The following is a 22,401-nucleotide window of genomic DNA, read 5'->3' as shown; positions in this document are numbered from 1 at the left end:
TGATCGTCATCGCACGCGCGAGGTACGGGTAAGTCACCAATTGACAGCGCCGTCCGGCCCTTTATAGGATGAAACATGAATCACTTGTCATGTTTCTAGAAAGGGCCCCGAGCCGATGCCCCCGTCCGGAACCGCGATTGCCAGCCTGACCCCGCCCAAGACTGCCCGCGGCCAGAAGACCCGGGAGGCGCTGCTGCGCGCCGCCGAGAAGGTCTTCGGCGAAAAGGGCTATCACGCCGCCTCGATCTCCGAGATCACGCAGGAGGCGCAGGTGGCCATGGGCACCTTCTACCTCTATTTCAAGGACAAGGAAGAACTGTTCCGCGCGCTGGTCCAGCACATGCTGGAACTGGTGCGTGCGCACGTGCGCAAGCACGTGGCGCCGGCCGCCACCCAGATCGAGGCCGAGCGCCTGGGCCTGCGGGCGTTCCTGACCTTCGTGGCGCGGCACAAGAACCTGTACCGGATCGTGCTCGATTCGTACTCCGTGGATGAATCGCTCTATATCGGCTACTTCCAGGTCTTCGCCGATCTCTACAGCCGTCGCCTGACCAAGGCGGAGGAGGCCGGGGAGATCGTGCCGGGCGATGCCGAGGTGCGCGCCTGGTGCCTGATCGGCATCAGCAATTTCCTGGGCATGCGGTACGCGTTGTGGAAGCGGCCGGCGTCGATGGACAAAGTGGTGGATTCGGCGTTCGACCTGATCACACACGGGCTGGCGGGGCGGTAGCCAGCGCCGCAACCCCGTCTTCCGGACCCCCATACAAAAGCAAAACAACGTAGAGAGAGGAGACACCCGATGACATTCACGCAACGCGCCTGCGCGATCGGCCTGGCGGTGGCCGCCGCATCGGCAGCCACCGGCGCACTGGCCAAGGACATCCGCATCGCCCACGTCTACGACAAGACTGGCGCGCTGGAAGCCTATGCCAAGCAGACGCAGATCGGGTTGCTGATGGGGCTGGACTACGCCACCAATGGCACGATGACCGTCAACGGCAACAAGCTCGTGGTGATCGAGAAAGACACGCAGGGCAAGCCGGATGTGGCCAAGGCCCAGCTGGCGGCGGCCTATAGCGACGACCGCGCCGATATCGCCGTTGGCCCGACGTCCTCCGGCACCGCGCTGGCGATGCTGCCGGTTGCCGAGGAATACAAGAAGGTGCTGCTGGTGGAACCCGCCGTGGCCGATTCAATTACCGGCGACAAATGGAACCGCTACATCTTCCGCACCGGCCGCAATTCGTCGCAGGACGCCATCGCCAATGCGGTGGCGCTGGACAAGCCCGGCGTGACGATCGCCACGCTGGCGCAGGACTACGCGTTCGGGCGCGATGGCGTCAAGGCGTTCAAGGGCGCGCTGAAGAACGCGAAGATCGTCCACGAGGAATACCTGCCGACCAACACCACGGACTTCACCGCCGGGGCGCAACGGCTGTTCGACGCGCTCAAGGACAAGCCGGGCCGCAAGGTGATCTTCATCATCTGGGCCGGGGCGGGCAACCCGTTCAAGATTGCCGACCTGGATCCGAAGCGCTACGGCATCGAGATCGCCACCGGCGGGAACATCCTGCCGGCCATGGCCAGCTACAAGAATTTCCCGGGCATGGAAGGCGCCACGTACTACTACTTCGGCATTCCGAAGAACAAGGCCAATGAGTGGCTGGTGGCCAACCACTACAGCAAGTACAAGGCGCCGCCAGACTTCTTTACCGCCGGTGGCATGGCGTCCGGCATCGCGGTGGTGGAGGCGCTGAAGAAGACCAGCGGCGACACCGGCTCCGACAAGCTGATCGCCGCGATGGAAGGCATGTCGTTCGATACGCCCAAGGGCAAGATGACCTTCCGCAAGGAAGACCACCAGGCCCTGCAGTCGATGTATCACTTCAAGATCAAGGTCGATCCGGCCTTTGCATGGGGCGTGCCCGAGCTGGTCCGCGAGATCAAGCCGGAGGAAATGAACGTGCCGATCCGCAACAAGCGCTGACAGGAGTGCCGCCGTGACGGACGTGGCGCTCGAAACCCGCGATCTGACGATCCGCTTTGGCGGCCATGTGGCCGTCAACGCGGTGTCGTGCGTTTTCCGGCCGGGCGAGCTGACATGCATCGTCGGCCCGAACGGTGCGGGCAAGACCACCTTCTTCAACCTGATTTCCGGCCAGTTGCCACCGACGTCGGGCACCATCCTGCTGGACGGCCAGGATGTCACGCGGCTGCCGGTCTCCCACAAGACTCGTCGCGGCATTGGCCGGGCGTTCCAGCTGACCAGCCTGTTTCCGAACCTGTCCGTGCTGGAAAACGTGCGGCTGGCCGTGCAGGCGCGCCGCCAGCGCGGCATCGACCTGTTTTCGATGTGGTCCAGCCACGGCGCCGTGCAGCGCGAGGCCGAGGAGTGCCTCGCGCGCGTGGCGCTGGCCGACAAGCGCCACCAGCCCGTGGCCGCGCTGCCGCATGGCGACCAGCGCAAGCTGGAGGTGGGCATCCTGCTGGCCCTGCAACCGCGCGTCTTCATGTTCGACGAACCGACGGCCGGCATGAGCGTGGACGAAGTGCCGGTGATCCTGAATCTGATCCAGGAAATCCGGCGTGACCGGAGCAAGACCGTGCTGCTGGTGGAACACAAGATGGATGTGGTGCGGTCGCTGGCCGACCGCATCATCGTCCTGCACAACGGCACGCTGATGGCCGACGGCGATCCGGCCGAGGTGATCGCCTCGCCGATCGTGCAACAGGCCTACCTCGGCGTGGCGGAGCCGGAAGCGGAGGTCGTCGATGGCTGACACCATGCCGGCGTCGATTCCACCGACTCCGCCGATCCTGAAACTCGCCGATGTCCAGACGCACATCGGCCCGTATCACATCCTGCATGGCGTGAACCTGGAGGTGCCGCGCGGCGGCGTCACGATGCTGCTGGGCCGCAACGGCGCGGGCAAGACCACCACGCTGCGCACGATCATGGGCCTGTGGCGGGCCAGCGCGGGGAAGATCGAGTTCGACGGTGCCGACATCACGCGCCGCGACACGCCGGCCATCGCGCAGGCGGGCATCGCCTACGTGCCGGAGAACATGAGCGTGTTTGCTGACCTGACCGTGGAGGAGAACATGCGGCTGGCCGCGCGCACCGGCGCCATCGATGCGCAACGGCTGGATTGGGTGTTCCGCATGTTTCCGGCGCTGAAGGTGTTCTGGCACCAGCGCGCGGGCGTGCTGTCCGGCGGGCAGAAGCAGATGCTGTCGGTGGCACGCGCGATCATCGAGCCGCGCAAGCTGCTGATCGTCGACGAGCCGACCAAGGGCCTGGCGCCGGCCATCATCCAGAACATGATTGCCGTCTTCCGCGAGCTCAAGCAGACCGATGTATCGATCCTGCTGGTGGAGCAGAACTTCCAGATGGCGCGGGCGGTGGGCGATACCGTTGTCGTGATGGACGACGGCCGCACGATGCACGCGGGCCCGATGGCGGCCCTGGCCGCGGACGAGGCGCTGCAGCAGCGGCTGCTGGGCCTGTCGCTGGCGGCGCATCAGTAGGGAGGGACCATGACGACAACGACCACCGCCTCCGACGCCTCGCCGGCCAATTCTCCAGCCACCGCCACGGCCGCGACCCCGGCCGACCTCCCCAGGGTCCGCCTCGACTGGACTCCGCTGGCGCTGGCGCCCGTGCTGGCGCTAGCCGCGCTGCCGCTGGTCGGCAGTCCGTCCACGTGGCTCACGCTGACGATTGCCGGTCTGGCGATGGGCATGATCATCTTCGTGGTGTCCTCCGGCCTGACGCTCGTGTTCGGCCTGATGGATGTGCTGAACTTTGGCCACGGCGCGTTCATCGCGCTGGGCGCCTACGTGGCCGCCTCCGTGCTCCTGCCGCTTGGCGCATGGGTGGAGGCGCCGAGCCTGATGCTGAACCTCGCCGTCTTCGCGCTGGCCATCGTCGCCGCGATGGTGGCCGCCGGTGCCGTCGGCCTGTTCTTCGAGCGCGTGCTCATCCGCCCGGTCTATGGCCAGCACCTGAAACAGATCCTGATCACGATGGGCGGGATGATCATCGCCGAGCAGCTGATCAAGGCGATCTGGGGCCCGGAGACCATCGCGCTGCAAACGCCCGCCACGTTCCGCGGCGCCGTGCTGCTGGGCGATGCCGCCATCGAGAAATACCGCCTGATCGCCGTGGTGATCGGCCTTGTGGTCTTCGTCGCCATGCTGCTGGTGCTCAACCGCACGCGCCTTGGCTTGCTGATTCGCGCCGGCGTGGAAAACCGCGAGATGGTCGAATCGCTCGGCTACCGGATCCGCCGCCTGTTCATCGGCGTGTTCATGGCGGGCGCCGCGCTGGCCGGCCTGGGCGGGGTGCTCTGGGGCTTGTATCAGCAGAACATCACGGCGGCCATCGGCGCGCAGGTCAACGTGCTGATCTTCATCGTCATCATCATCGGTGGACTGGGCTCCACCACGGGCTGCTTCGTCGGCGCGTTGCTGGTGGGACTGATGGCCAACTACACCGGCTTCCTGGCGCCCAAGGTGGCGCTCTTCTCCAACATCGGCCTGATGATGCTGATCCTGCTGTGGCGGCCGCAAGGCCTCTACCCGGTGGCACGGCGCTGAACGGAAGGATGCCCACGTCATGATCCGACTCCTTTCCGGCGACTTGCCGCGCAGCCGCGTACTGACCGTGCTGCTGCTCATCGTCCTGCTGGCACTGGCCTGCGCACCGTTTGCGTTCCCCGGCGCCCGCGCGCTGAACACGGCCGCCAAGATCTGCATCTTCGTGGTGCTGGTGGCCAGCTACGACTTGCTGCTGGGCTACACGGGCATCGTGTCGTTCGCGCATACCATGTTCTTCGGCATTGGCGGCTATGGCGTGGCCATCGCAATGTCGAACATGACGCCCGGCTGGGGCGCGCTGGCCGTCGGCACGCTCTGCGCGCTGGCGGTCTCCGCCTTGCTGGCGTTCCTGGTGGGATTGTTCTCGCTGCGCGTGCGGGCGATCTTCTTTGCGATGATCACGCTGGCCGTGGCCACCGCATTCGCCACGCTGGTCTCGCAGCTCTCCGACTGGACCGGCGGCGAAGACGGCCTGACCTTCAAGGTGCCCGAGGTGCTGACGCCCGGCTTCAGTCTGGGCGATGCCGAGTGGTTCGGCGTGCCACTCAACGGCAAGCTGGTGACCTATTACCTGGTGTTCCTCTGCGCCGTGGCCCTGTTCCTGGCGCTGTTGCGCATCGTCAATTCTCCGTTTGGCCGCGTGCTGCAGGCCATCCGCGAGAACGATTTCCGGGCGGAGGCCATCGGCTATCGCACCGTCGTCTACCGGACGGTTTCCACGGTGCTGTCGGCGCTGTTCGCCACGGCGGCCGGCGTACTGATGGCGCTCTGGCTGCGCTACAACGGGCCGGACACCTCGCTGTCGTTCGAGATCATGGTGGACATCCTGCTGATCGTTGTGATCGGCGGCATGGGCACGCTGTACGGTTCCGTGATCGGCACGGTGTTGTTCCTGCTGGCGCAGACCTACCTGCAGGACGTGATGAAGCTGGCCAGCGAGTCCACGGCGGCGCTGCCGCTGGTGTCAGGCTTGCTGCACCCGGACCGCTGGCTGCTCTGGCTGGGCCTGCTGTTCGTGCTGAGCGTTTACTATTTCCCGCAGGGCGTGGTGGGCCGCCTGCGCGGACGCGCCGCCTGACGAGGGGAGGACGCGCGCCATGTATGTGATCGACTGGCTGCACAAGAACGCCCGGCGACATCCGGACAAGGTGGCGCTGGTGGACGTGGAGAGTGGCCGCCGCGTGACCTGGCGCCAGTTCGACGAGCGCGCGAGCCGCTTCGCCGAATACCTCTCGGGCCGCCTGCGGCTCCGGTCCGGGGCGCGCGTGGCCGTGCTGGCCCACAACAGTTCCGATTACCTTGAGATGCTGTACGGCTGCGCCAAGGCCGGCATGGTCATGGTCTGCCTGAACTGGCGGCTGCCGGTTGCGGAACTGGTGCCGATCCTCGAGGACTGCACGCCGGACGTGCTGGTGGCCGGCGACGGCTTCCTGTGCGTGGCCGCCGAGCTCCAGGCCACCGTGCCGCTGAAGGCCGTGCTGCACCTGGCCGATGACGAATCCGCCGACGTGCCGACCGGCTGGACCGAGTACGAGGCGGTGCTCGCTGCTTCCTCCGGCCGCGCCATGGAAATGCCGTGCCGCGACGAGCACGAGGTCTGGCACCTGCTGTACACGTCCGGCACCACGGGCCGGCCAAAGGGTGTGATCCAGACCTACGGCATGGTCTATTGCAACGCCGTCAACGCGATGCTGGCCAACCGCCTGAGCCGCGACGACGTCTTCCTGTCGGTACTGCCGTTCTTCCATACGGGCGGGCTGAACCTGTATGCCAACCCGGTGCTGCACGCGGGCGGCACGGTCCATATCCTGCGCCAGTTCGACGCCGGCCAGACGCTGCGCCAGCTCGACAGCCGCGCGGCCCCGGAAGACCGCGTGACGATGTTCTTCGCGGTGCCGGCGATCTACCTGTTCCTGAGCCAGCATCCGGGCTTCGGCCAGACCGATTTTTCGGGCATCCGCAACATGGCGGCCGGCGGATCGCCGGTGCCGCGTCCGCTGCTGGAGATGTACCTGGCCAAGGGCGTGACCATCTGCTTCGGCTTTGGCATGACCGAGACCGGCCCCACCGTCTTCGTGACCGACGAGGCCACCGCGCGCCGCAAGATCGGCACCATCGGCAAGCCAGTCGGGTCGATGCTCACGCGCATCGTCGATCCGCTGGGGCGCGACGTGGGCCCCGGCGAACGCGGGGAGCTGCTGATCAAGGGCCCGGGCGTGACGCCGGGGTACTGGAACCTGCCCGAGGCCACCGCCGCGGCCATCCGCGATGGCTGGCTGTATTCGGGCGATATCGCGTACATGGACGAGGAGGGCGACTACTACATCGTCGACCGCGCCAAGGACATGTACATCTCCGGCGGCGAGAACGTCTATCCGGCCGAGGTGGAAAACGTGTTGTTCCAGCTGCCGGCGGTGTCGGAAGTCGCCGTGATCGGCATGGCGGACGTGCGCTGGGGCGAAGTCGGCATGGCGCTGGTGGTGGTCCGGCCCGGCATGACGCTGGATGCCGACGCGGTCATCGCGCATTGCCGCGCCCACCTGGCCGGCTACAAGGTGCCGCGCCACGTGCGGTTCCTGCCGGCGCTGCCCCGCACGCCATCCGGCAAGGTCGAAAAGCACAAGCTGCGCGCGCAGGCCGGCACGCGGTAGCACCCGAAGCATCCCGATTTCCCTTCGGCAGTTCGCAGTTGCAGTTCGTTTGTCTCATCCCGTTATCAGCAATCCATGGTTGTTGCGGTACCCACAGGAGACATGTCATGCAACCCCGTCACACCCCGCAGGTTCCCAGGCGCCATCGGCGCCGCACCGTCATTGCCGCCGCGGCCGCGGCCCTGCTCGCCGCGGCGTGCGGCGGCAGCGACGACAACAACAGCAACAACGACAACGGATCGAACCCGAACAAGAGCCCGGCATTCGTGGTCGGCACCGTCAAGATCCAGAGCTACGACGGCACGTCTGACGACCTGCTGACCGCCGGCCTGGGCAAGGACGGCATCGGCAGCGCCACGGCGCCGGTGCCGGCCAATCCGGCCGCACCCACGGCGGCGGAACTGCGCCGCTACGCGATCTACAACAACTACCGCGCGATCGTCGACACCAATCCGCTGGGCGGCTACGGCACGCTCTACGGCCCCAACGTGGACGCGCAGGGCAATGTGACAACCGGGCAGGGCAAGATCGCGGGCACGGAGTACCTGGCGTTTGCCGACGATGGCTCCGGCCAGCAGAACGTCACGCTGATGGCGCAGATCCCGAATTCGTTCGATCCGGCCAATCCCTGCCTGATCTCGGCGACGTCGTCGGGGTCCCGCGGCGTCTATGGCGGCATCGCCGTGGGCGAATGGGGGCTCAAGCATGGCTGCGCGGTGGCCTATACGGACAAGGGCACCGGGGCCGCGCCGCACGACCTCGATACCGATACCGTGCCGCTGATCGACGGCACGCGCCAGACGCGGAGCGCCGCTGGCAAGCTGGCGCAGTTCGCCGCGCAGCCGGGCGCTATGTCGCTGGCGGATTTCACCACGGCCAATCCGCACCGGCTGGCGTTCAAGCACGCGCACTCGAAGCAGAACCCGGAGGCCAACTGGGGCCAGAACACGCTGCAGGCCATCGAGTTTGCGATCTTTGCGATCAATGACAAGTTCGGCGCGACCAGCATCAACGGCACGCGGCAGGCATCGCTCACCAAGGACAAGATCCTGGTGATTGCCTCGGCCGTTTCCAACGGCGGCGGCGCGGCCATCGCCGCCGCGGAGCAGGACACCACGGGCCTGATCGACGGCGTGGCCGTGGGCGAACCCAATGTGAACCTGCCGCCGACCGCCGGCATCACGGTCAAGCGCGGCGGCGTGCAGGTGGCGGCGTCGGGCAAGCATCTGTACGACTACACCACGACGGCCAACCTGCTGTCGCTGTGCGCGAGCCAGGTGACGCTACCGGTGCCATTCGCGGCAGGGGTGGCGCCACAAGGCGGCAACCGTTGCGCCGCGCTGGCCTCGGCCGGCAAGGTGACGGGGGGAACCATCGCGGCGCAGTCCGCCGATGCGCTGGCGAAGCTGCATCTGGCCGGCTGGGAGCCGGAATCGGACGTGCTGCACGCCTCGCTGTCGTCGCTGGAAGTGGCCAGTGCGATCTCGGCGACCTACGCCAACGCGTATGCGCGCGCCAGCGTGACCGACAAGCTTTGCGGCTATAGCTATGCGGCAATCGGCGGGGGCATCGTGCCGCTGACGATCGCCCCGGCCACGCTGAACGTGATGTTCTCCACCGGCAATGGCGTGCCGCCGGGCGGCGGTGTGACGTTGATCAACGAGAGCGCCGTGGGCGGTCCGACGCGCGACTTTGTGTCGATCACGGCGGGCACCAACGTGCAGGAAGCCAACACGCCGGGCGCGCTGTGCCTGCGGGACCTGCTGACCGGTACCTCGGCCCAGGCACTGGCGCTGCAGACCGGCATCTCGCAGACGCTGCGCAACGGCAACCTGCGCGGCAAGCCCGCGATGATCGTGCATGGCCGCAGCGATGGCCTGCTGCCGGTCAACCACACCTCGCGTCCGTACCTGGGCTTCAACAAGGTAACGGAGGGCAGCGCCAGCAAGCTGTCGTATATCGAGGTGGAAAATGGCCAGCACTTTGACGCGTTCATCGACGTGCTGCCGGGCTATGCCAACAATTTCATCCCGCTGCACGTGTACGTGAACCGGGCGCTGGATGCGGTCTACGCCAACCTGCGCAACAACACGCCGCTGCCGCCGTCGCAGGTGGTGCGGACGGTCAAGCGGGGTGGCACGGCGTCTCCGGCGCCGCAGATCCTGCCGTCCAACGTGCCGGCCATCACCGCGACGCCGCTCGTGGGCGATATGATCCTGGTCAGCGGCTCAACCGTGGAGGTGCCCAACTGATGAACGCTTCCCGCCCGCGCGTGCTGGTCCAGGCGGATTTCGACCGCTTTGCCGCACTCTCGCGCGACGACAACCCGATTCATTGCGATCCGGATTTCGCCCGCACCACGCACTTCGGCGCCACGGTCGCGCATGGCATGTTCCTCTACGCGCTGCTGTGCGCGCAGATGCAACGCAGCCATCCGCGTCCGGTTCTGCCGGTGGCGCAGACGCTGATGTTCCCGCGCCCGACCTATGTCGGTGACGGCGTGGCGGCGACGCTGGGCATGCTGGACGCGCCGGGGCCGCACCAGATCGCGCTGGATGCGGCGATCCGGTGCGTGCAGCGCGGGCGGGAGCGTTTCACCGAGTCTTCCGAGTACGTCACCGCCCACGGCGAGGCCCGCCTGCTGGTGGATGCCGACGCCGGCATGCTGGCCGACCAGCCGCGTCCGGTGCCGGTGCCGGCCACGGCCGGGCACGGCGCCGATGGCGGGGAAATCTCGCTCTATCACCTGAGCCTCGGGCAGGAGGCGGCGGCCGCGCGGACCTTCGGCGCGGCCGATATCGACGATTACGTCTCCCTGACCGATGACGAGAACGACTACTACACGGACCCGGTGTTCGCGCGCAACCGGGGCTTCGAGGGCGCCATCGTGCCCTTGCCGCTGCTCGCGGGCATGTTCTCGGACCTGCTCGGCACCCAGCTGCCGGGGCGCGGCACCGGCTGGATGAAACAGTCGCTGCGGCTATGCTCGCCGGCCCGGCTGGGCGAGCCGCTGACGGCCGCCGTCCGCATCGTCCGGCTGCGGGCGGACAAGGACCTGGTCAACCTGGCCACCGTCGTCACCGGCGGCGACGGCCGCGTGGTGGTGCACGGCGAGGCGCTCGTGCTGGTGCGCAACCTCGAAGACAAGGGTATCGTCCGCGCCGCCTGAGCGGCCGGGCCGGCTTCCGGCCCCGAGCGTTGCCCGGCCGCCGGGCCCGCCGTCCTGTCAGGTACAGTTTCCGGCACTTTTCGTCCGGCGTGGCGATCTCCACCCGACGGCTCACGCACCGCAACATTCGTGCCTTGAAATGGCAAGACAAAGCCCTATCTTTCGGAAGTAACGTGTCCGGCAGGGCATTTGCGCGCGGTCAGCCGACCTGACCGCCGCGCCCCGCAGCAGGACACACTTTCCGAGAGAGAGGGCTCCTAATGCGACTTGATAAATTCACCACCCGGTTCCAGGAAGCGCTGGCTGACGCGCAAAGCCTGGCGCTGGGCAACGACAACCAGTACATCGAATCCCAGCATCTGCTGCGTGCCTTGCTGGCCCAGGACGACGGCGCGGCCAGGACGCTGCTGTCGCGCGCCGGCGTCAACGTCAGCGGGCTGCAAACCGCGCTGGACGCCGCGATCAAGCGGCTGCCGCAGGTGCAGGGCACCAACGAGGTTCAGGTCGGCCGCGACCTGAACAACCTGCTGAACGCCACGGAGAAGGAAGCGATCAAGCGCGGCGACCAGTTCATCGCCAGCGAACTGTTCCTGCTCGCCGTGGCCGACGACAAGGGCGAGGCGGGCCGTATCGCCCGCGAAAACGGCCTGTCGCGCAAGTCGCTCGAGGCCGCCATCACCGCCGTACGCGGTGGCGACAACGTCAACAGCGCCGATGCGGAATCGCAGCGCGAGGCGCTCAAGAAGTACACCGTGGACCTGACCGAGCGCGCCCGCGCGGGCAAGCTCGACCCCGTGATCGGCCGTGACGACGAGATCCGTCGCGCGATCCAGATCCTGCAGCGCCGCACCAAGAACAACCCGGTCCTGATCGGCGAACCCGGCGTGGGCAAGACCGCCATCGTCGAGGGCCTGGCGCAGCGCATCGTCAACGGCGAAGTGCCGGAGAGCCTGAAGAACAAGCGCGTGCTGGTGCTGGACATGGCCGGCCTGCTGGCGGGCGCCAAGTATCGCGGCGAATTCGAGGAACGCCTGAAGGCCGTGCTGAATGACGTGGCGAAGGACGAGGGCCAGACCATCGTCTTCATCGACGAAATCCACACGATGGTGGGCGCGGGCAAGGCCGAGGGCGCGATCGACGCCGGCAACATGCTCAAGCCGGCGCTGGCGCGCGGCGAGCTGCACTGCATCGGCGCGACCACGCTCAACGAGTATCGCAAGTACATCGAGAAGGATGCCGCGCTGGAACGCCGCTTCCAGAAGGTGCTGGTGGATGAGCCGACCGTGGAGGCGACCATCGCCATCCTGCGCGGCCTGCAGGAAAAGTACGAACTGCACCACGGCGTGGAGATCACCGACCCGGCCATCGTCGCGGCGGCGGAGCTGTCGCACCGGTACATCACGGATCGATTCCTGCCGGACAAGGCCATCGACCTGATCGACGAAGCCGCGGCGCGCATCAAGATGGAAATCGACTCCAAGCCGGAGGCGATGGACAAGCTCGAGCGCCGCACGATCCAGCTCAAGATCGAGCGGGAGGCCGTGAAGAAGGAAAGCGACGAGGCGTCGCGCAAGCGGCTGGAGCTGATCGAGCAGGAAATCGTCCGGCTGGAGAAGGAATATGCGGACCTCGACGAGATCTGGCGTGCGGAGAAGGGCGCCGCTCAGGGCGCGGCCGCGCTGAAGGAAGAGATCGAGAAGATCAAGGTCGAGATCACGCGCCTGCAGCGCGAGGGCAAGCTCGACAAGGTGGCGGAGCTCCAGTACGGCAAGCTGCCGGAGCTGGAAGGCAAGATGCAGGCCGCCGCCAAGGCGGAGTCCAGCGAGCAGAAGCAGCCCAACAGGCTGCTGCGCACGCAGGTGGGCGCCGAGGAAATTGCCGAGGTGGTAAGCCGCGCCACGGGTATCCCCGTCGCCAAGATGATGCAGGGCGAGCGCGAGAAGCTGCTGAAGATGGAAGACCGCCTGCATGCGCGCGTGGTGGGGCAGGACGAGGCCGTGCGGCTGGTGTCCGACGCCATCCGCCGCTCGCGTGCCGGCCTGTCGGACGAGAACCGGCCATACGGATCGTTCCTGTTCCTGGGGCCGACCGGCGTCGGCAAGACCGAGCTGACCAAGGCCCTGGCCGAGTTTCTGTTCGATTCGGCGGATCATCTGATCCGGATCGACATGAGCGAGTTCATGGAGAAGCACAGCGTCAGCCGGCTGATCGGCGCGCCCCCGGGCTACGTTGGCTACGAGGAAGGCGGCTACCTGACCGAGGCGGTGCGTCGCAAGCCGTATTCCGTGATCCTGCTGGATGAAGTCGAGAAGGCGCACCCGGATGTCTTCAACGTGCTGCTGCAGGTGCTGGACGATGGCCGCCTGACGGACGGGCAGGGCCGCACGGTGGACTTCAAGAACACGGTGATCGTGATGACGTCCAACCTGGGCTCGCACCTGATCCAGTCGATGGCCGGCGAACCGCAGGACGTGGTGAAGGGCGCGGTCTGGCAGGAAGTGCGCACGCATTTCCGGCCGGAGTTCCTGAACCGTATCGACGAAGTGGTGGTGTTCCACGCGCTGGACCAGAAGCATATCGAGTCCATCGCGCGCATCCAGCTGCAACGTCTGCAGTCGCGCCTGGCGCGCATGGACATGACGCTGGAAGTCACGGATCGCGCGCTGGAGAAGATCGCCAGCGCGGGCTACGATCCGGTGTTCGGCGCACGGCCGCTGAAGCGCGCGATCCAGCAGCAGATCGAGAATCCGGTGGCCAAGGCCATCCTGGAGGGCAGGTTCGCGGCGAAGGACATGGTGCCAGTGGACTACGTGGACGGCGAGTTCACATTTGGCGGCGCGACGCACTGAAGTCCAGAAACCGGCACCGGCCGTTTGAAACACCCCCGCAGGGCGGATGCCCTCCGGGGGTTTTTTGCGGGGTTCGGCGCCATCAAAGCCACGCCTGATGCGCTTGGGCGCAGCCCCTGGCCCGGGGTTATCGCCCGACTTTGTACCGAAGTGTCACCCGTTCTGCGCCGGTTGATATGGGTCAATCCGGGGGCGGAGGTCACTGGCTAATATCCAAAACGTCATGGAGATGCGGGGGCGCTCTTCATGACTTGTCTACCCGTTTCCGGATGGAAACTTGACCCGCGACACTTCTCCAGTGTCGCGGGTTTTTTCTTTTGGGCCCGGCGTTATAGGCCCCCGTTGTGGGTCCCCGTTATGGGCCTTGAGCCTTCGGCCCCTTGACCCCTTGGCGCCAGTTGGGGCCCCCGGTCCGCACCATATTTCCCCGCCCTCTCCCCAACATGCACGCCTGCCAGCCTGCCGATATGACCCGGCCAGTGGGAATGTGCATATTCCCGTCCGATCTTATGCAAATTTCGTGCTTGGATCGGCGAAACCATTCGTTCCGTTCAGATACCCCCGTCGGTAGTCTCTAAGCCTGACAGAAGCCCTGCCTCTGCGCGGGGCCGGCCAACATCGCGGCCCGCCACAGAAAGCCGCGCAAATTTCACGACACCTGACGGGAGCAAGACAAGATGATTCGCAAGCTGGCCATCGGCCTCGCCGTACTTGCCGCACTCGGCGCCGCCCAGACCGCCTCGGCCAATACCAACCTGCTGAACGTGTCCTACGATCCGACGCGTGAACTGTACGTCGACGTGAACGCCGCCTTTGCCAAGGCCTGGAAGGCCCAGGGCGGCGACGCCGTGACGATCCGCCAGTCCCATGGCGGCTCCGGCAAGCAGGCCCGTTCGGTGATCGACGGACTGGACGCCGACGTAGTCACGCTGGCGCTCGGCTACGACATCGACGCCATCGCGGAGAAAGGCCTGCTCAAGCCCGACTGGCAGAAGCGCCTGCCGCACAACGCCTCGCCGTACACCTCGACCATCGTGTTCCTGGTGCGCAAGGGCAACCCCAAGCACATCAAGGACTGGAACGACCTGGTCAAGCCCGGCGTGCAGGTCATCACCCCGAATCCCAAGACCTCGGGCGGCGCGCGCTGGAACTACCTGGCCGCGTGGGGCTACGCGCTGCGCCAGCCGGGCGGCAACGAGGCCCGCGCCAAGGAATTCGTCGGCGCGCTGCTCAAGAACGTGCCCGTGCTGGATTCCGGCGCGCGCGGCGCCACCACCACATTCGTGGAGCGTGGTCTTGGCGACGTGCTGATCGCCTGGGAAAACGAGGCCATCCTGGCCGTCAAGGAACTGGGTCCGGACAAGTTCGACATCGTCGCACCGTCGATCTCGATCCTGGCCGAGCCGCCCGTGGCCGTGGTCGACAAGGTCGTGGACAAGAAGGGCACCCGCAAGGCGGCCGAAGCCTACCTGCAGTTCCTGTACACCGATGAGGGTCAGGAAATCGCGGCCAAGAACTACTACCGTCCGATTTCCGAAAAGATTGCCGCCAAGTACGCGGCCAGCTTCCCGAAGGTGAAGCTGTTCACGATCGATGAAGCATTCGGCGGCTGGCAGAAAGCCCAGAAGACCCACTTTGCCGATGGCGGATCGTTCGACCAGGTCTACCAGCCGGGCAAGAAGTAAATCCGGCGCGGGGGTGTTGCCAGGCGCAGCGCCCCCGCCCACCTGATGAAGGGAGCCCTCGATGTCCGCCATCCTGTTTCGCATTGCCTGCCGGCGATGTCCCGTCTGACCTGAATCCCTTGCGCCGCCGCGCCTGATCGCGACGCGCTCCCCGGTAACCCGCTGACGCTTATTGCCGCGCCACGATGCACTGACATGCACCGCGCCGCCGGCAGGGCCCCGTGTTGCCCGCCGAACCCGATTCTTCTCCCGGACCGCATTCAAGGAATCTCGCATGACATCGCCCACGCTGACCCCGTCCGCACTGACCCCACCCGATACCGGCCACCGTGCCGTCAAGCTGCCTGCCACGACATCGCTGCGCCGCCGCCTGCTGCTCGGCGCACTGGTGATCGCCACCGGACTGGCCTATGGCCTGCTGGCCACGCCGGTGCAGGCGCAATCGCAGACCGTCAATCCCAAGCTGCTGCGCATCGGCTATCAGAAGTACGGCACGCTGACGCTGCTCAAGGCGCGTGGCACGCTGGAAAAGCGCCTGGCGCCGCAGGGCATCACCGTCAAATGGACCGAATTCCCGGCGGGCCCGCAATTGCTGGAAGGGCTGAACGTGGGCGCGATCGATTTCGGCACCGTGGGCGAGGCCCCGCCGATCTTTGCGCAGGCTGCCGGCGCGCAACTGGCCTACATCGGCAATGAGCCGCCCGCGCCGACCGCCGAGGCGATCGTCGTGCCGAAGGGCTCCGGCCTGAAAACCGTCGCGGACCTGCGCGGCAAGCGCGTGGCGCTGAACAAGGGTTCCAACGTGCACTACCTGCTGGTCCGCCAGCTGGAGCGCGCCGGCGTGGCCTATAGCGAGATTCAACCTGTGTATCTGCCGCCCGCCGATGCGCGTGCCGCCTTCGAGCGCGGCGCCGTGGACGCGTGGGTGATCTGGGACCCGTTCCTGGCGGCCGCCGAAAAGCAGCTGGGCGCGCGCGTGCTGGCCGATGGCCGTACCGCCGACGGCAAGAACGTGGTCAGTAACCATCAGTTCTATCTGGCCTCGCGCCCCTACGCGCAGGCCCGGCCAGACATCGTGACGACGATCCTCGACGAACTCGCGCAACTGGGCGCGTGGGCGGAAAAGAATCCGAAGGAGACCACCGCGGTGCTGACGCGCGAAACCGGCCTCGACCCGGCCGTGCTGGAACTGGCCGTGTCGCGCTTCTCCTACGGCGCGAAGCCCGTGACGGCCGACGTGCTGGCCGAACAGCAGCGTATCGCCGATGCCTTCCAGACGCTCCGCCTGATTCCCAAGCCGATCCGGGTGGCCGATGCCGCGTGGGTGCCGCCCGCGTCGCCCACGTCAATCTCGTCGACGGGATCGCCCGCAGCGTCAGAGCAGGCCCGGCGCTGACCCCAAACACCTCCGGCAACAAGGCACACGACATGCAAGTCTTCTGGTTCATTCCCACCCACGGCGACAGCCGCTACCTTGGCACATCCGAGGGCGCGCGCGAGGTCAGCTTCGACTATCTCAGGCAGGTGGCCGTGGCCGCCGACACGCTCGGCTATGAGGGCGTGCTGATTCCCACCGGCCGCTCGTGCGAAGACCCGTGGGTCGCCGCATCGGCGCTGGCGGCGGTCACGCGCAATCTCAAGTTCCTCGTGGCCGTGCGTCCGGGACTGATGACGCCGACGCTCGCCGCGCGCATGGCGGCCACGTTCGACCGCGTGTCCGGTGGCCGGCTGCTGGTCAACCTCGTCACCGGCGGCGATGTGGCCGAGCTGGAGGGCGACGGGCTGTTCCTCGATCACGCGGCGCGCTACGAGGCGTCGGCGGAGTTCATCCGCATCTGGCGCGACGTACTGGCGGCCAGCCACGACAGCGGCGAGATCAATTTCAGCGGCAAGCACCTGACCGTGAAGGGTGCCCGCGTGCTGTACCCGCCCGTGCAGCGACCGCACCCGCCCGTGTATTTCGGCGGATCGTCGGAAGCCGCGCACGACCTGGCCGGCGAACAGGTCGATACCTATCTGACGTGGGGCGAGCCGCCTGCCGACGTCGCGAAGAAGCTGGCCGACGTGCGTGCCCGGGCCGCGAAGCATGGGCGCACGGTGAAGTTCGGCATCCGCCTGCATGTGATCGTGCGCGAAACCGATACCGCCGCCTGGGCTGCGGCGGAAGACCTGATCAGCCGCCTGGACGACGAGACCGTGGCGCGTGCGCAGGCCGTCTTCGCCAAGATGGATTCGGAAGGGCAACGCCGCATGGCGGCCCTGCATGCCGGCGGCGCAAGGCGGACGCGCGAGGCGCTGGAAATCAGCCCGAACCTGTGGGCTGGCGTGGGCCTGGTGCGCGGCGGCGCGGGTACGGCGCTGGTCGGAGACCCGAAGACCGTGGCCGCGCGCATCGAGGAATACGCGGCGCTGGGCATCGACACCTTCGTGCTGTCCGGCTACCCGCACCTGGAAGAGGCCTATCGCTTTGCCGAGCTGGTCTTCCCGCTGCTGCCGCGCACCGTGCGCGACAAGCTGCCGGGGCAGGTGCTGTCCGGCCCGTTTGGCGAAGTCATGGCGACGGGCATCGTGCCGCGCGCGTCGCAGAGCTAAGGGGAGGGTCGCATCATGTCCGCTCCCATTCACCACGCCAGCCCGCCCGTTGCCGCCGCGCCACGCCGGATCGACTGGCGGCGCATCGCCAGCGCGGTATCGCCGTGGATCGTGCCGGTGCTGCTGATCGTGGTCTGGCAGGCGGCCTCGCAACTGGGCTGGCTGTCGAACCGCGTCCTGCCGGCGCCGCTGGCCGTCGTGGAGGCCGCGTGGACGCTGGCTGCCTCCGGCGAGCTGTGGCGGCATGTCTGGGTCAGTACATGGCGCGCCGTGGTCGGGCTGGCCGTGGGCGGCGGGCTCGGTCTCGTGCTGGGCCTGTTGACCGGCACGTTCCGCACCGCCGCCACGCTGCTCGACAGCACGCTGCAGATGGTCCGCAACATCCCCACGCTGGCATTGATTCCGCTGGTGATTCTGTGGTTCGGCATCGACGAGACCGCCAAGTTGTTCCTCGTGGCGCTGGGCGTGTTCTTCCCGGTCTATCTCAATACCTATCACGGCATCCGTGCCGTGGACCCGGGGCTCGTGGAGATGGCGCGCAGCTATGGCCTGTCCGGCTGGCGCCTGTATCGCGAGGTCATCCTGCCCGGTGCGCTGCCCAACATCCTGGTGGGCGTGCGGTTTTCGCTGGGGCTGATGTGGGTGATCCTGATCGTGGCCGAGACCATCTCGGCGCAGTCCGGCATCGGCTACATGACGATGAACGCGCGCGAGTTCCTGCAAACCGATGTGGTGCTCGTGGGCATCCTGCTCTATGCGCTGCTGGGCAAGCTGGCCGATGTGCTGTCGCGCGCGCTGGAGCGGTTCTGGCTTCGCTGGCACCCGGGCTACCAGGCCTCATGATGAACACGGAGAACACCATGCACACCCATCCGGTGGAACAGGCCGCGCTGGCCTACCTCGAAGCCGGCCTCGCCGCGCGCGCGCCATCGCGCCCCGCCGCGCGGCCGACGCACCCCACGGGCGGGCTGGCGCTGCGCGTGGAGCAGGTGGTCAAGCGCTACAACGGCCGCGAGGTCCTGCACGGCATCGAGCTTGCCGCCGCGCCGGGCGAGTTCGTGGCGATCGTGGGCCGCAGCGGCTGCGGCAAGAGCACGCTGCTGCGACTGGTCGCGGGGCTCGAAGACACCGACGGCGGCGCCGTCACGCTCGACAGCCAGCCCGGCCGCGCGTTGCAGGAAGACATCCGCGTGATGTTCCAGGACTCGCGCCTGCTGCCGTGGAAGCGCGTACTGGACAACGTGGCGTTGGGGCTGCCGCGTGCGCGACGCGACGATGCGGCGGCGGTGCTGGCGCAGGTCGGCCTGGCCGAACGTGCGGGCGAATGGCCGGCGCGGCTTTCCGGCGGCCAGCGGCAACGCGTGGCCCTGGCCCGCGCGCTGGTGCATCACCCGCGTCTGTTGCTGCTCGACGAACCGCTCGGCGCACTGGATGCGCTGACGCGCATCGAGATGCAAGGGCTGATCGAATCGCTGTGGCGGCGACTCGGATTCACCGCGCTGCTGGTGACGCATGACGTGTCGGAGGCGATTGCACTGGCCGACCGCGTGGTGTTGATCGAGGATGGCCGCATCACGCTCGACCAGCCCGTGACCCTGGCGCGGCCGCGTCAGCGTGGCGACGCCGCGTTCGCGCAGTTGGAGGAAGCGGTGCTGCGGCGAGTGATGCGGCACGCGTCCGCGCCGGGCGGGGCCGATGCCATCGACACCGCCAACGAGGCCGATCTATCCGATACGCGCGATGTGCGTGATGTGCGCGATCTGCCCGACGCGTGGCGAGAGAACACCGCCACCGCGGACTGGTCGCGCGGGCGCACGGTCGAGCAGGTGGCTTGGGCAGTCTGAAACGCGTTTCATCCCGATGACGCGATGCTTACACCACCGCACATCGACATTACGGAATCTTCATTCACCCTCTGCAAAGGAGCTTCTATCATGAGCATTCAGGCGATCAACGTTCGTAACCAGTTTCGCGGCAAGGTTGCCGCCATCATCGAAGGCCCCGTGGTTTCCGAAGTGGATGTGGAGACGCCGGCCGGCATCGTCACCTCGGTCATTACCACACGTTCCATCAAGGACCTCGGACTCAAGCCCGGTAGCGAGGTCGTGGCGCTGGTGAAGGCGACGGAAGTGTCGCTCGCCAAGCTTTGAATCTCGCCCGGCCCGCCTCGGCGGGCCTGACGACCCTGATACGCACGCACCCATGACCACCTCGACGTCCCACCATGCACCGGCCCGGACGGCCACCAGCCTGGCCACTTCGGCAGCGCTGGAACGTTACCTGGAATCCCTGCCCCGTGAACCCGTGCCCGGCCGCGAGCTGTGGCGCGATGCGCATGGGCAGGTGCAGGGGCAGTACTTCAACTGTTCGCTGACCAGTGCGTTCGAGCCACTCGTGACCCTGGCGGAGCGCGAAGTGGTGGCATATGAAGGAACCATCCGCACCTATGCCGAGGACGGCGTGGGGCTGGCGGCATGGAAGCTGTTTGCGATGGCCGCCGACGACGCGTCGCTGGTGTCGCTGGACCGCCTGTCGCGCCTGGTGCACGCCATCAACTACTTCTCGGCGGCGGGCACGCACAAGCTGGTGCTTAACGTGCACAACCGGCTGCTGGCCGCCGTGGCCGACGATCACGGCGCGGCGTTCCGGCGCGCGCTGGAATCGCTCGGGCTGCCGATCGATCGATTCGTGATCCAGGTGCCGGCCAGCGCCAATGACGACCTGCCGCTGCTGCTGCATGTGGTGGGCAACTACCGGCGCAACGGGTTTGCCGTGAGCCTGCAGGCCTCCGATCCGGCCGAAGCCGGTGCGCTGATGGCGCACGCGCTGCCGGACTGGCTCAAGCTGGATATGCGCCGCACCTGGACCGACCGCCAGCTGGCCGGCCTGCGCGCCAGCGCGGAAGGCGCGGGCGTGACGCTGATTGGCCGCAGGCTGCAGGACGACGTGGCCGTCGAGCGCTTGCAGAACGCGGGGATTGTGCTGGGGCAGGGCGTCGGCGTGGCCGGCGGCCCGGTGCCGGCGCGCCACCTGCACGCGTACGCACCGGCGACGACGCCCAGGGAGCCCGCATGACCGCAACCATTCTGTCTTTTTCGACCGAGAGCCACGCCGCGCCACGGCTGTCCGTGCCGCGCGGGTTGCAGATCCTGACCGCGCCAGGCCTGCACGGCAGCGGCCCGGCCCACTGGCAGAGCCGCTGGGAGGCGCGGCATCCGGACTGGCAGCGCATCGAACAGCATGACTGGGGACGCCCAAGCCTGCATCTGTGGGCGGAGCGTATCTCGGAAGGCATCTCGCGCGCGCAGCGCGTGGCATCGCGCGGCGCGGTGTTGGTTGCCCACAGCTTTGGCTGCCTGGCCACGCTCCGGCAGGCCTCACTGGACCCGGTCGGCATCGCGGGAGCGCTGCTGGTGGCGCCCGCCGATCCGGACAAATTTGGCGTGGGGGCGCTGCTGCCCACCTGGCGGCTGCCGTTTCCGACAATTCTCGTCGCCAGTCAGGACGATCCGTGGATGCATCAGCGCACGGCGTTCAGCTGGGGCACGCTGTGGGGCAGCGAACTGGTCGATGCGGGCACGCTCGGTCATATCAATGCCGATTCCGGTCTTGGCGAGTGGCCTGAAGGTCTCGCCTTGCTCGACACATTGCTGCAGCGGATCGATTCCGCAGGTCAGGTGTCGGCCTCAGGTGATGGATCGGATACCTGGGAAGCCTCTGCCGTGGTCACCTCGGCCGTTCCTTATATCTAAACCGTCTAAAGACATACGGAAAGATTCGTTCTGTTTATAAGGGCGCATCTGCAGAATTTGTCTCGTAGGCCGGTGCCTTATGCGCCGGCTTCATAAGAACGCCCCCGGGCACGGCGAGCCAGCCGGCCCCGGCCCTTATCAGACGAGACGACATGCCTCCCTCCCTTTCCCTGGCGGACGCGCCGCCGCCCTCGGCGCCGCGCGCGCCAGACACGGTGCGCCGACCCAACGGCACCGCCAGTCAGCGATTCACCGTGCTGCCGGGCTTTGGCCTGTCGCTCGGCTTCACGATCTTCTACCTGACGCTGATCGTACTGATTCCGCTGTCGGCCACGTTCCTGAAGACGTTCACGATGACGTGGGCGGCGTTCTGGAGCACCGTCACGAACCCGCGCGTGGTGGCGTCGCTCGAGCTGAGTTTCGGCGCGTCGCTGGTGGCGGCCATCATCAATACCGTATTTGGCCTGGTCGTTGCCTGGGTGCTCGTGCGCTACCGCTTTCCGGGCAAGCGCCTGATCGATGCGCTGGTTGACCTGCCGTTTGCGCTGCCGACGGCGGTGGCCGGCATCGCGCTGACGGCGCTGTACGCCGGCAACGGCTGGATCGGCAAATACCTGGAGCCACACGGCATCAAGGTGGCCTTCACCCCGCTGGGCATCGTGGTGGCATTGACCTTTATCGGCCTGCCGTTCGTCGTGCGCACGGTGCAGCCGGTGCTGGAAGACGTGGAACGCGAACTGGAGGAAGCGGCCGCCAGCCTGGGCGCGAGCCGCCTGCAAACGTTCTGGCGCGTGATCCTGCCGGCCATCCTGCCGGCGCTGCTGACGGGCTTTGCCTTGTCGTTCGCACGGGGCACAGGCGAGTACGGGTCGGTGGTCTTCATCTCCGGCAACATGCCGATGGTCTCCGAGATCGCCCCGCTGATGATCTATTCGAAGCTGGAGCAGTATGACTACGCCGGCGCCACCGCCGTGGCCGTGGTGATGCTGGTGATCTCGTTCGCACTGCTGCTGCTGATCAACCTGCTGCAGGCCTGGACGCGCCGCCACCAGACCGGTGTGCGCGCGGCGGCGCTGCCGGACGGCAACGCGGAGGTGAACTGAC

Annotated in this window: 19 protein-coding genes; all 19 read left to right on the top strand. The window is 67.1% G+C overall.

Annotation, left to right across the window (positions count from 1 at the left end; genetic code table 11):
• Positions 1–115: 115 nt before the first annotated feature.
• The 19 genes from BLR29_RS01660 (at position 116) to cysT (ending at position 22,400) form a co-directional block, all read left to right on the top strand.
• A complete protein-coding gene (locus tag BLR29_RS01660; protein ID WP_092134129.1) occupies positions 116–730 on the top strand; it encodes a TetR/AcrR family transcriptional regulator in 615 nt (204 codons plus the stop codon).
• A 69-nt stretch (positions 731–799) separates the two neighbouring features.
• Positions 800–1,987: a substrate-binding domain-containing protein gene (locus BLR29_RS01655; RefSeq protein ID WP_092134127.1), complete on the top strand. Its 1,188-nt coding sequence runs from the start codon at positions 800–802 to the stop codon at positions 1,985–1,987.
• 13 nt (positions 1,988–2,000) lie between these two features.
• Positions 2,001–2,780, top strand: coding sequence for an ABC transporter ATP-binding protein (locus BLR29_RS01650; protein WP_255371063.1), 780 nt, complete (start codon positions 2,001–2,003; stop codon positions 2,778–2,780).
• Positions 2,773–3,528, top strand: coding sequence for an ABC transporter ATP-binding protein (locus BLR29_RS01645; RefSeq protein ID WP_255371062.1), 756 nt, complete (start codon positions 2,773–2,775; stop codon positions 3,526–3,528). Before BLR29_RS01650 ends, BLR29_RS01645 begins: the two co-directional genes overlap by 8 nt.
• A 9-nt stretch (positions 3,529–3,537) precedes the next feature.
• On the top strand, positions 3,538–4,599 hold the full coding sequence (locus BLR29_RS01640) for a branched-chain amino acid ABC transporter permease (protein WP_092134125.1): 1,062 nt from the start codon (positions 3,538–3,540) through the stop codon (positions 4,597–4,599).
• A gap of 19 nt (positions 4,600–4,618) precedes the next feature.
• Positions 4,619–5,677: a branched-chain amino acid ABC transporter permease gene (locus BLR29_RS01635; RefSeq protein ID WP_092134123.1), complete on the top strand. Its 1,059-nt coding sequence runs from the start codon at positions 4,619–4,621 to the stop codon at positions 5,675–5,677.
• Positions 5,678–5,696: 19 nt separating this feature from the next.
• Positions 5,697–7,250 carry an acyl-CoA synthetase gene (locus BLR29_RS01630; protein WP_092134121.1) on the top strand — a complete coding sequence of 518 codons (1,554 nt, stop codon included), beginning with the start codon at positions 5,697–5,699 and terminating at the stop codon, positions 7,248–7,250.
• A gap of 107 nt (positions 7,251–7,357) precedes the next feature.
• Positions 7,358–9,502: a 3-hydroxybutyrate oligomer hydrolase family protein gene (locus BLR29_RS01625; RefSeq protein WP_092134119.1), complete on the top strand. Its 2,145-nt coding sequence runs from the start codon at positions 7,358–7,360 to the stop codon at positions 9,500–9,502.
• On the top strand, positions 9,502–10,419 hold the full coding sequence (locus BLR29_RS01620; RefSeq protein WP_092134117.1) for a MaoC/PaaZ C-terminal domain-containing protein: 918 nt from the start codon (positions 9,502–9,504) through the stop codon (positions 10,417–10,419). The genes BLR29_RS01625 and BLR29_RS01620 overlap by 1 nt, the downstream gene beginning before the upstream one ends.
• A gap of 260 nt (positions 10,420–10,679) precedes the next feature.
• The gene (clpB, locus tag BLR29_RS01615) at positions 10,680–13,268 is read left to right on the top strand and encodes an ATP-dependent chaperone ClpB (protein ID WP_092134115.1); all 2,589 of its coding nucleotides are present in this window, start codon (positions 10,680–10,682) and stop codon (positions 13,266–13,268) included.
• Between the two features lie 677 nt (positions 13,269–13,945).
• On the top strand, positions 13,946–14,953 hold the full coding sequence (locus BLR29_RS01610) for a sulfate ABC transporter substrate-binding protein (protein WP_092134113.1): 1,008 nt from the start codon (positions 13,946–13,948) through the stop codon (positions 14,951–14,953).
• Between the two features lie 274 nt (positions 14,954–15,227).
• Positions 15,228–16,349, top strand: a complete 1,122-nt coding sequence (locus BLR29_RS01605) for a sulfonate ABC transporter substrate-binding protein (protein WP_092134111.1) — start codon at positions 15,228–15,230, stop codon at positions 16,347–16,349.
• A 32-nt stretch (positions 16,350–16,381) separates the two neighbouring features.
• On the top strand, positions 16,382–17,545 hold the full coding sequence (gene ssuD / locus BLR29_RS01600; RefSeq protein WP_092134109.1) for an FMNH2-dependent alkanesulfonate monooxygenase: 1,164 nt from the start codon (positions 16,382–16,384) through the stop codon (positions 17,543–17,545).
• Between the two features lie 15 nt (positions 17,546–17,560).
• Positions 17,561–18,388: an aliphatic sulfonate ABC transporter permease SsuC gene (ssuC, locus tag BLR29_RS01595; protein WP_092134107.1), complete on the top strand. Its 828-nt coding sequence runs from the start codon at positions 17,561–17,563 to the stop codon at positions 18,386–18,388.
• A gap of 17 nt (positions 18,389–18,405) precedes the next feature.
• A complete protein-coding gene (locus BLR29_RS01590; RefSeq protein WP_092135368.1) occupies positions 18,406–19,389 on the top strand; it encodes an ATP-binding cassette domain-containing protein in 984 nt (327 codons plus the stop codon).
• 90 nt (positions 19,390–19,479) lie between these two features.
• On the top strand, positions 19,480–19,695 hold the full coding sequence (locus BLR29_RS01585; RefSeq protein ID WP_092134105.1) for a TOBE domain-containing protein: 216 nt from the start codon (positions 19,480–19,482) through the stop codon (positions 19,693–19,695).
• A 52-nt stretch (positions 19,696–19,747) separates the two neighbouring features.
• On the top strand, positions 19,748–20,620 hold the full coding sequence (locus tag BLR29_RS01580) for an EAL domain-containing protein (RefSeq protein WP_176860856.1): 873 nt from the start codon (positions 19,748–19,750) through the stop codon (positions 20,618–20,620).
• The gene (locus BLR29_RS01575) at positions 20,617–21,297 is read left to right on the top strand and encodes an RBBP9/YdeN family alpha/beta hydrolase (protein WP_092134103.1); all 681 of its coding nucleotides are present in this window, start codon (positions 20,617–20,619) and stop codon (positions 21,295–21,297) included. The genes BLR29_RS01580 and BLR29_RS01575 overlap by 4 nt, the downstream gene beginning before the upstream one ends.
• 152 nt (positions 21,298–21,449) lie before the next feature.
• Positions 21,450–22,400 (top strand): sulfate ABC transporter permease subunit CysT, encoded by a 951-nt coding sequence (cysT, locus tag BLR29_RS01570; RefSeq protein ID WP_092134101.1) that lies wholly within the window; start codon positions 21,450–21,452, stop codon positions 22,398–22,400.
• Position 22,401 lies beyond the last annotated feature (1 nt).

The organism is Cupriavidus sp. YR651, assembly GCF_900101625.1.
Taxonomy (GTDB): domain Bacteria; phylum Pseudomonadota; class Gammaproteobacteria; order Burkholderiales; family Burkholderiaceae; genus Cupriavidus.
This window is presented reverse-complemented; position numbering and strand designations above follow the sequence as displayed.

Excerpts from the sequence above, each read along its gene's own strand:
- BLR29_RS01610 (WP_092134113.1), top strand. The coding sequence starts at position 13,946 with ATGATTCGCAAGCTGGCCATCGGCCTCGCCGTACTTGCCGCACTCGGC.
- BLR29_RS01585 (WP_092134105.1), top strand. The coding sequence starts at position 19,480 with ATGAGCATTCAGGCGATCAACGTTCGTAACCAGTTTCGCGGCAAGGTT.
- cysT (WP_092134101.1), top strand. The coding sequence starts at position 21,450 with ATGCCTCCCTCCCTTTCCCTGGCGGACGCGCCGCCGCCCTCGGCGCCG.
- BLR29_RS01640 (WP_092134125.1), top strand. The coding sequence starts at position 3,538 with ATGACGACAACGACCACCGCCTCCGACGCCTCGCCGGCCAATTCTCCA.
- BLR29_RS01575 (WP_092134103.1), top strand. The coding sequence starts at position 20,617 with ATGACCGCAACCATTCTGTCTTTTTCGACCGAGAGCCACGCCGCGCCA.
- BLR29_RS01625 (WP_092134119.1), top strand. The coding sequence starts at position 7,358 with ATGCAACCCCGTCACACCCCGCAGGTTCCCAGGCGCCATCGGCGCCGC.
- ssuD (WP_092134109.1), top strand. The coding sequence starts at position 16,382 with ATGCAAGTCTTCTGGTTCATTCCCACCCACGGCGACAGCCGCTACCTT.
- BLR29_RS01620 (WP_092134117.1), top strand. The coding sequence starts at position 9,502 with ATGAACGCTTCCCGCCCGCGCGTGCTGGTCCAGGCGGATTTCGACCGC.
- BLR29_RS01605 (WP_092134111.1), top strand. The coding sequence starts at position 15,228 with ATGACATCGCCCACGCTGACCCCGTCCGCACTGACCCCACCCGATACC.
- BLR29_RS01630 (WP_092134121.1), top strand. The coding sequence starts at position 5,697 with ATGTATGTGATCGACTGGCTGCACAAGAACGCCCGGCGACATCCGGAC.
- BLR29_RS01655 (WP_092134127.1), top strand. The coding sequence starts at position 800 with ATGACATTCACGCAACGCGCCTGCGCGATCGGCCTGGCGGTGGCCGCC.
- BLR29_RS01635 (WP_092134123.1), top strand. The coding sequence starts at position 4,619 with ATGATCCGACTCCTTTCCGGCGACTTGCCGCGCAGCCGCGTACTGACC.
- clpB (WP_092134115.1), top strand. The coding sequence starts at position 10,680 with ATGCGACTTGATAAATTCACCACCCGGTTCCAGGAAGCGCTGGCTGAC.
- ssuC (WP_092134107.1), top strand. The coding sequence starts at position 17,561 with ATGTCCGCTCCCATTCACCACGCCAGCCCGCCCGTTGCCGCCGCGCCA.
- BLR29_RS01580 (WP_176860856.1), top strand. The coding sequence starts at position 19,748 with ATGACCACCTCGACGTCCCACCATGCACCGGCCCGGACGGCCACCAGC.
- BLR29_RS01660 (WP_092134129.1), top strand. The coding sequence starts at position 116 with ATGCCCCCGTCCGGAACCGCGATTGCCAGCCTGACCCCGCCCAAGACT.
- BLR29_RS01590 (WP_092135368.1), top strand. The coding sequence starts at position 18,406 with ATGCACACCCATCCGGTGGAACAGGCCGCGCTGGCCTACCTCGAAGCC.
- BLR29_RS01645 (WP_255371062.1), top strand. The coding sequence starts at position 2,773 with ATGGCTGACACCATGCCGGCGTCGATTCCACCGACTCCGCCGATCCTG.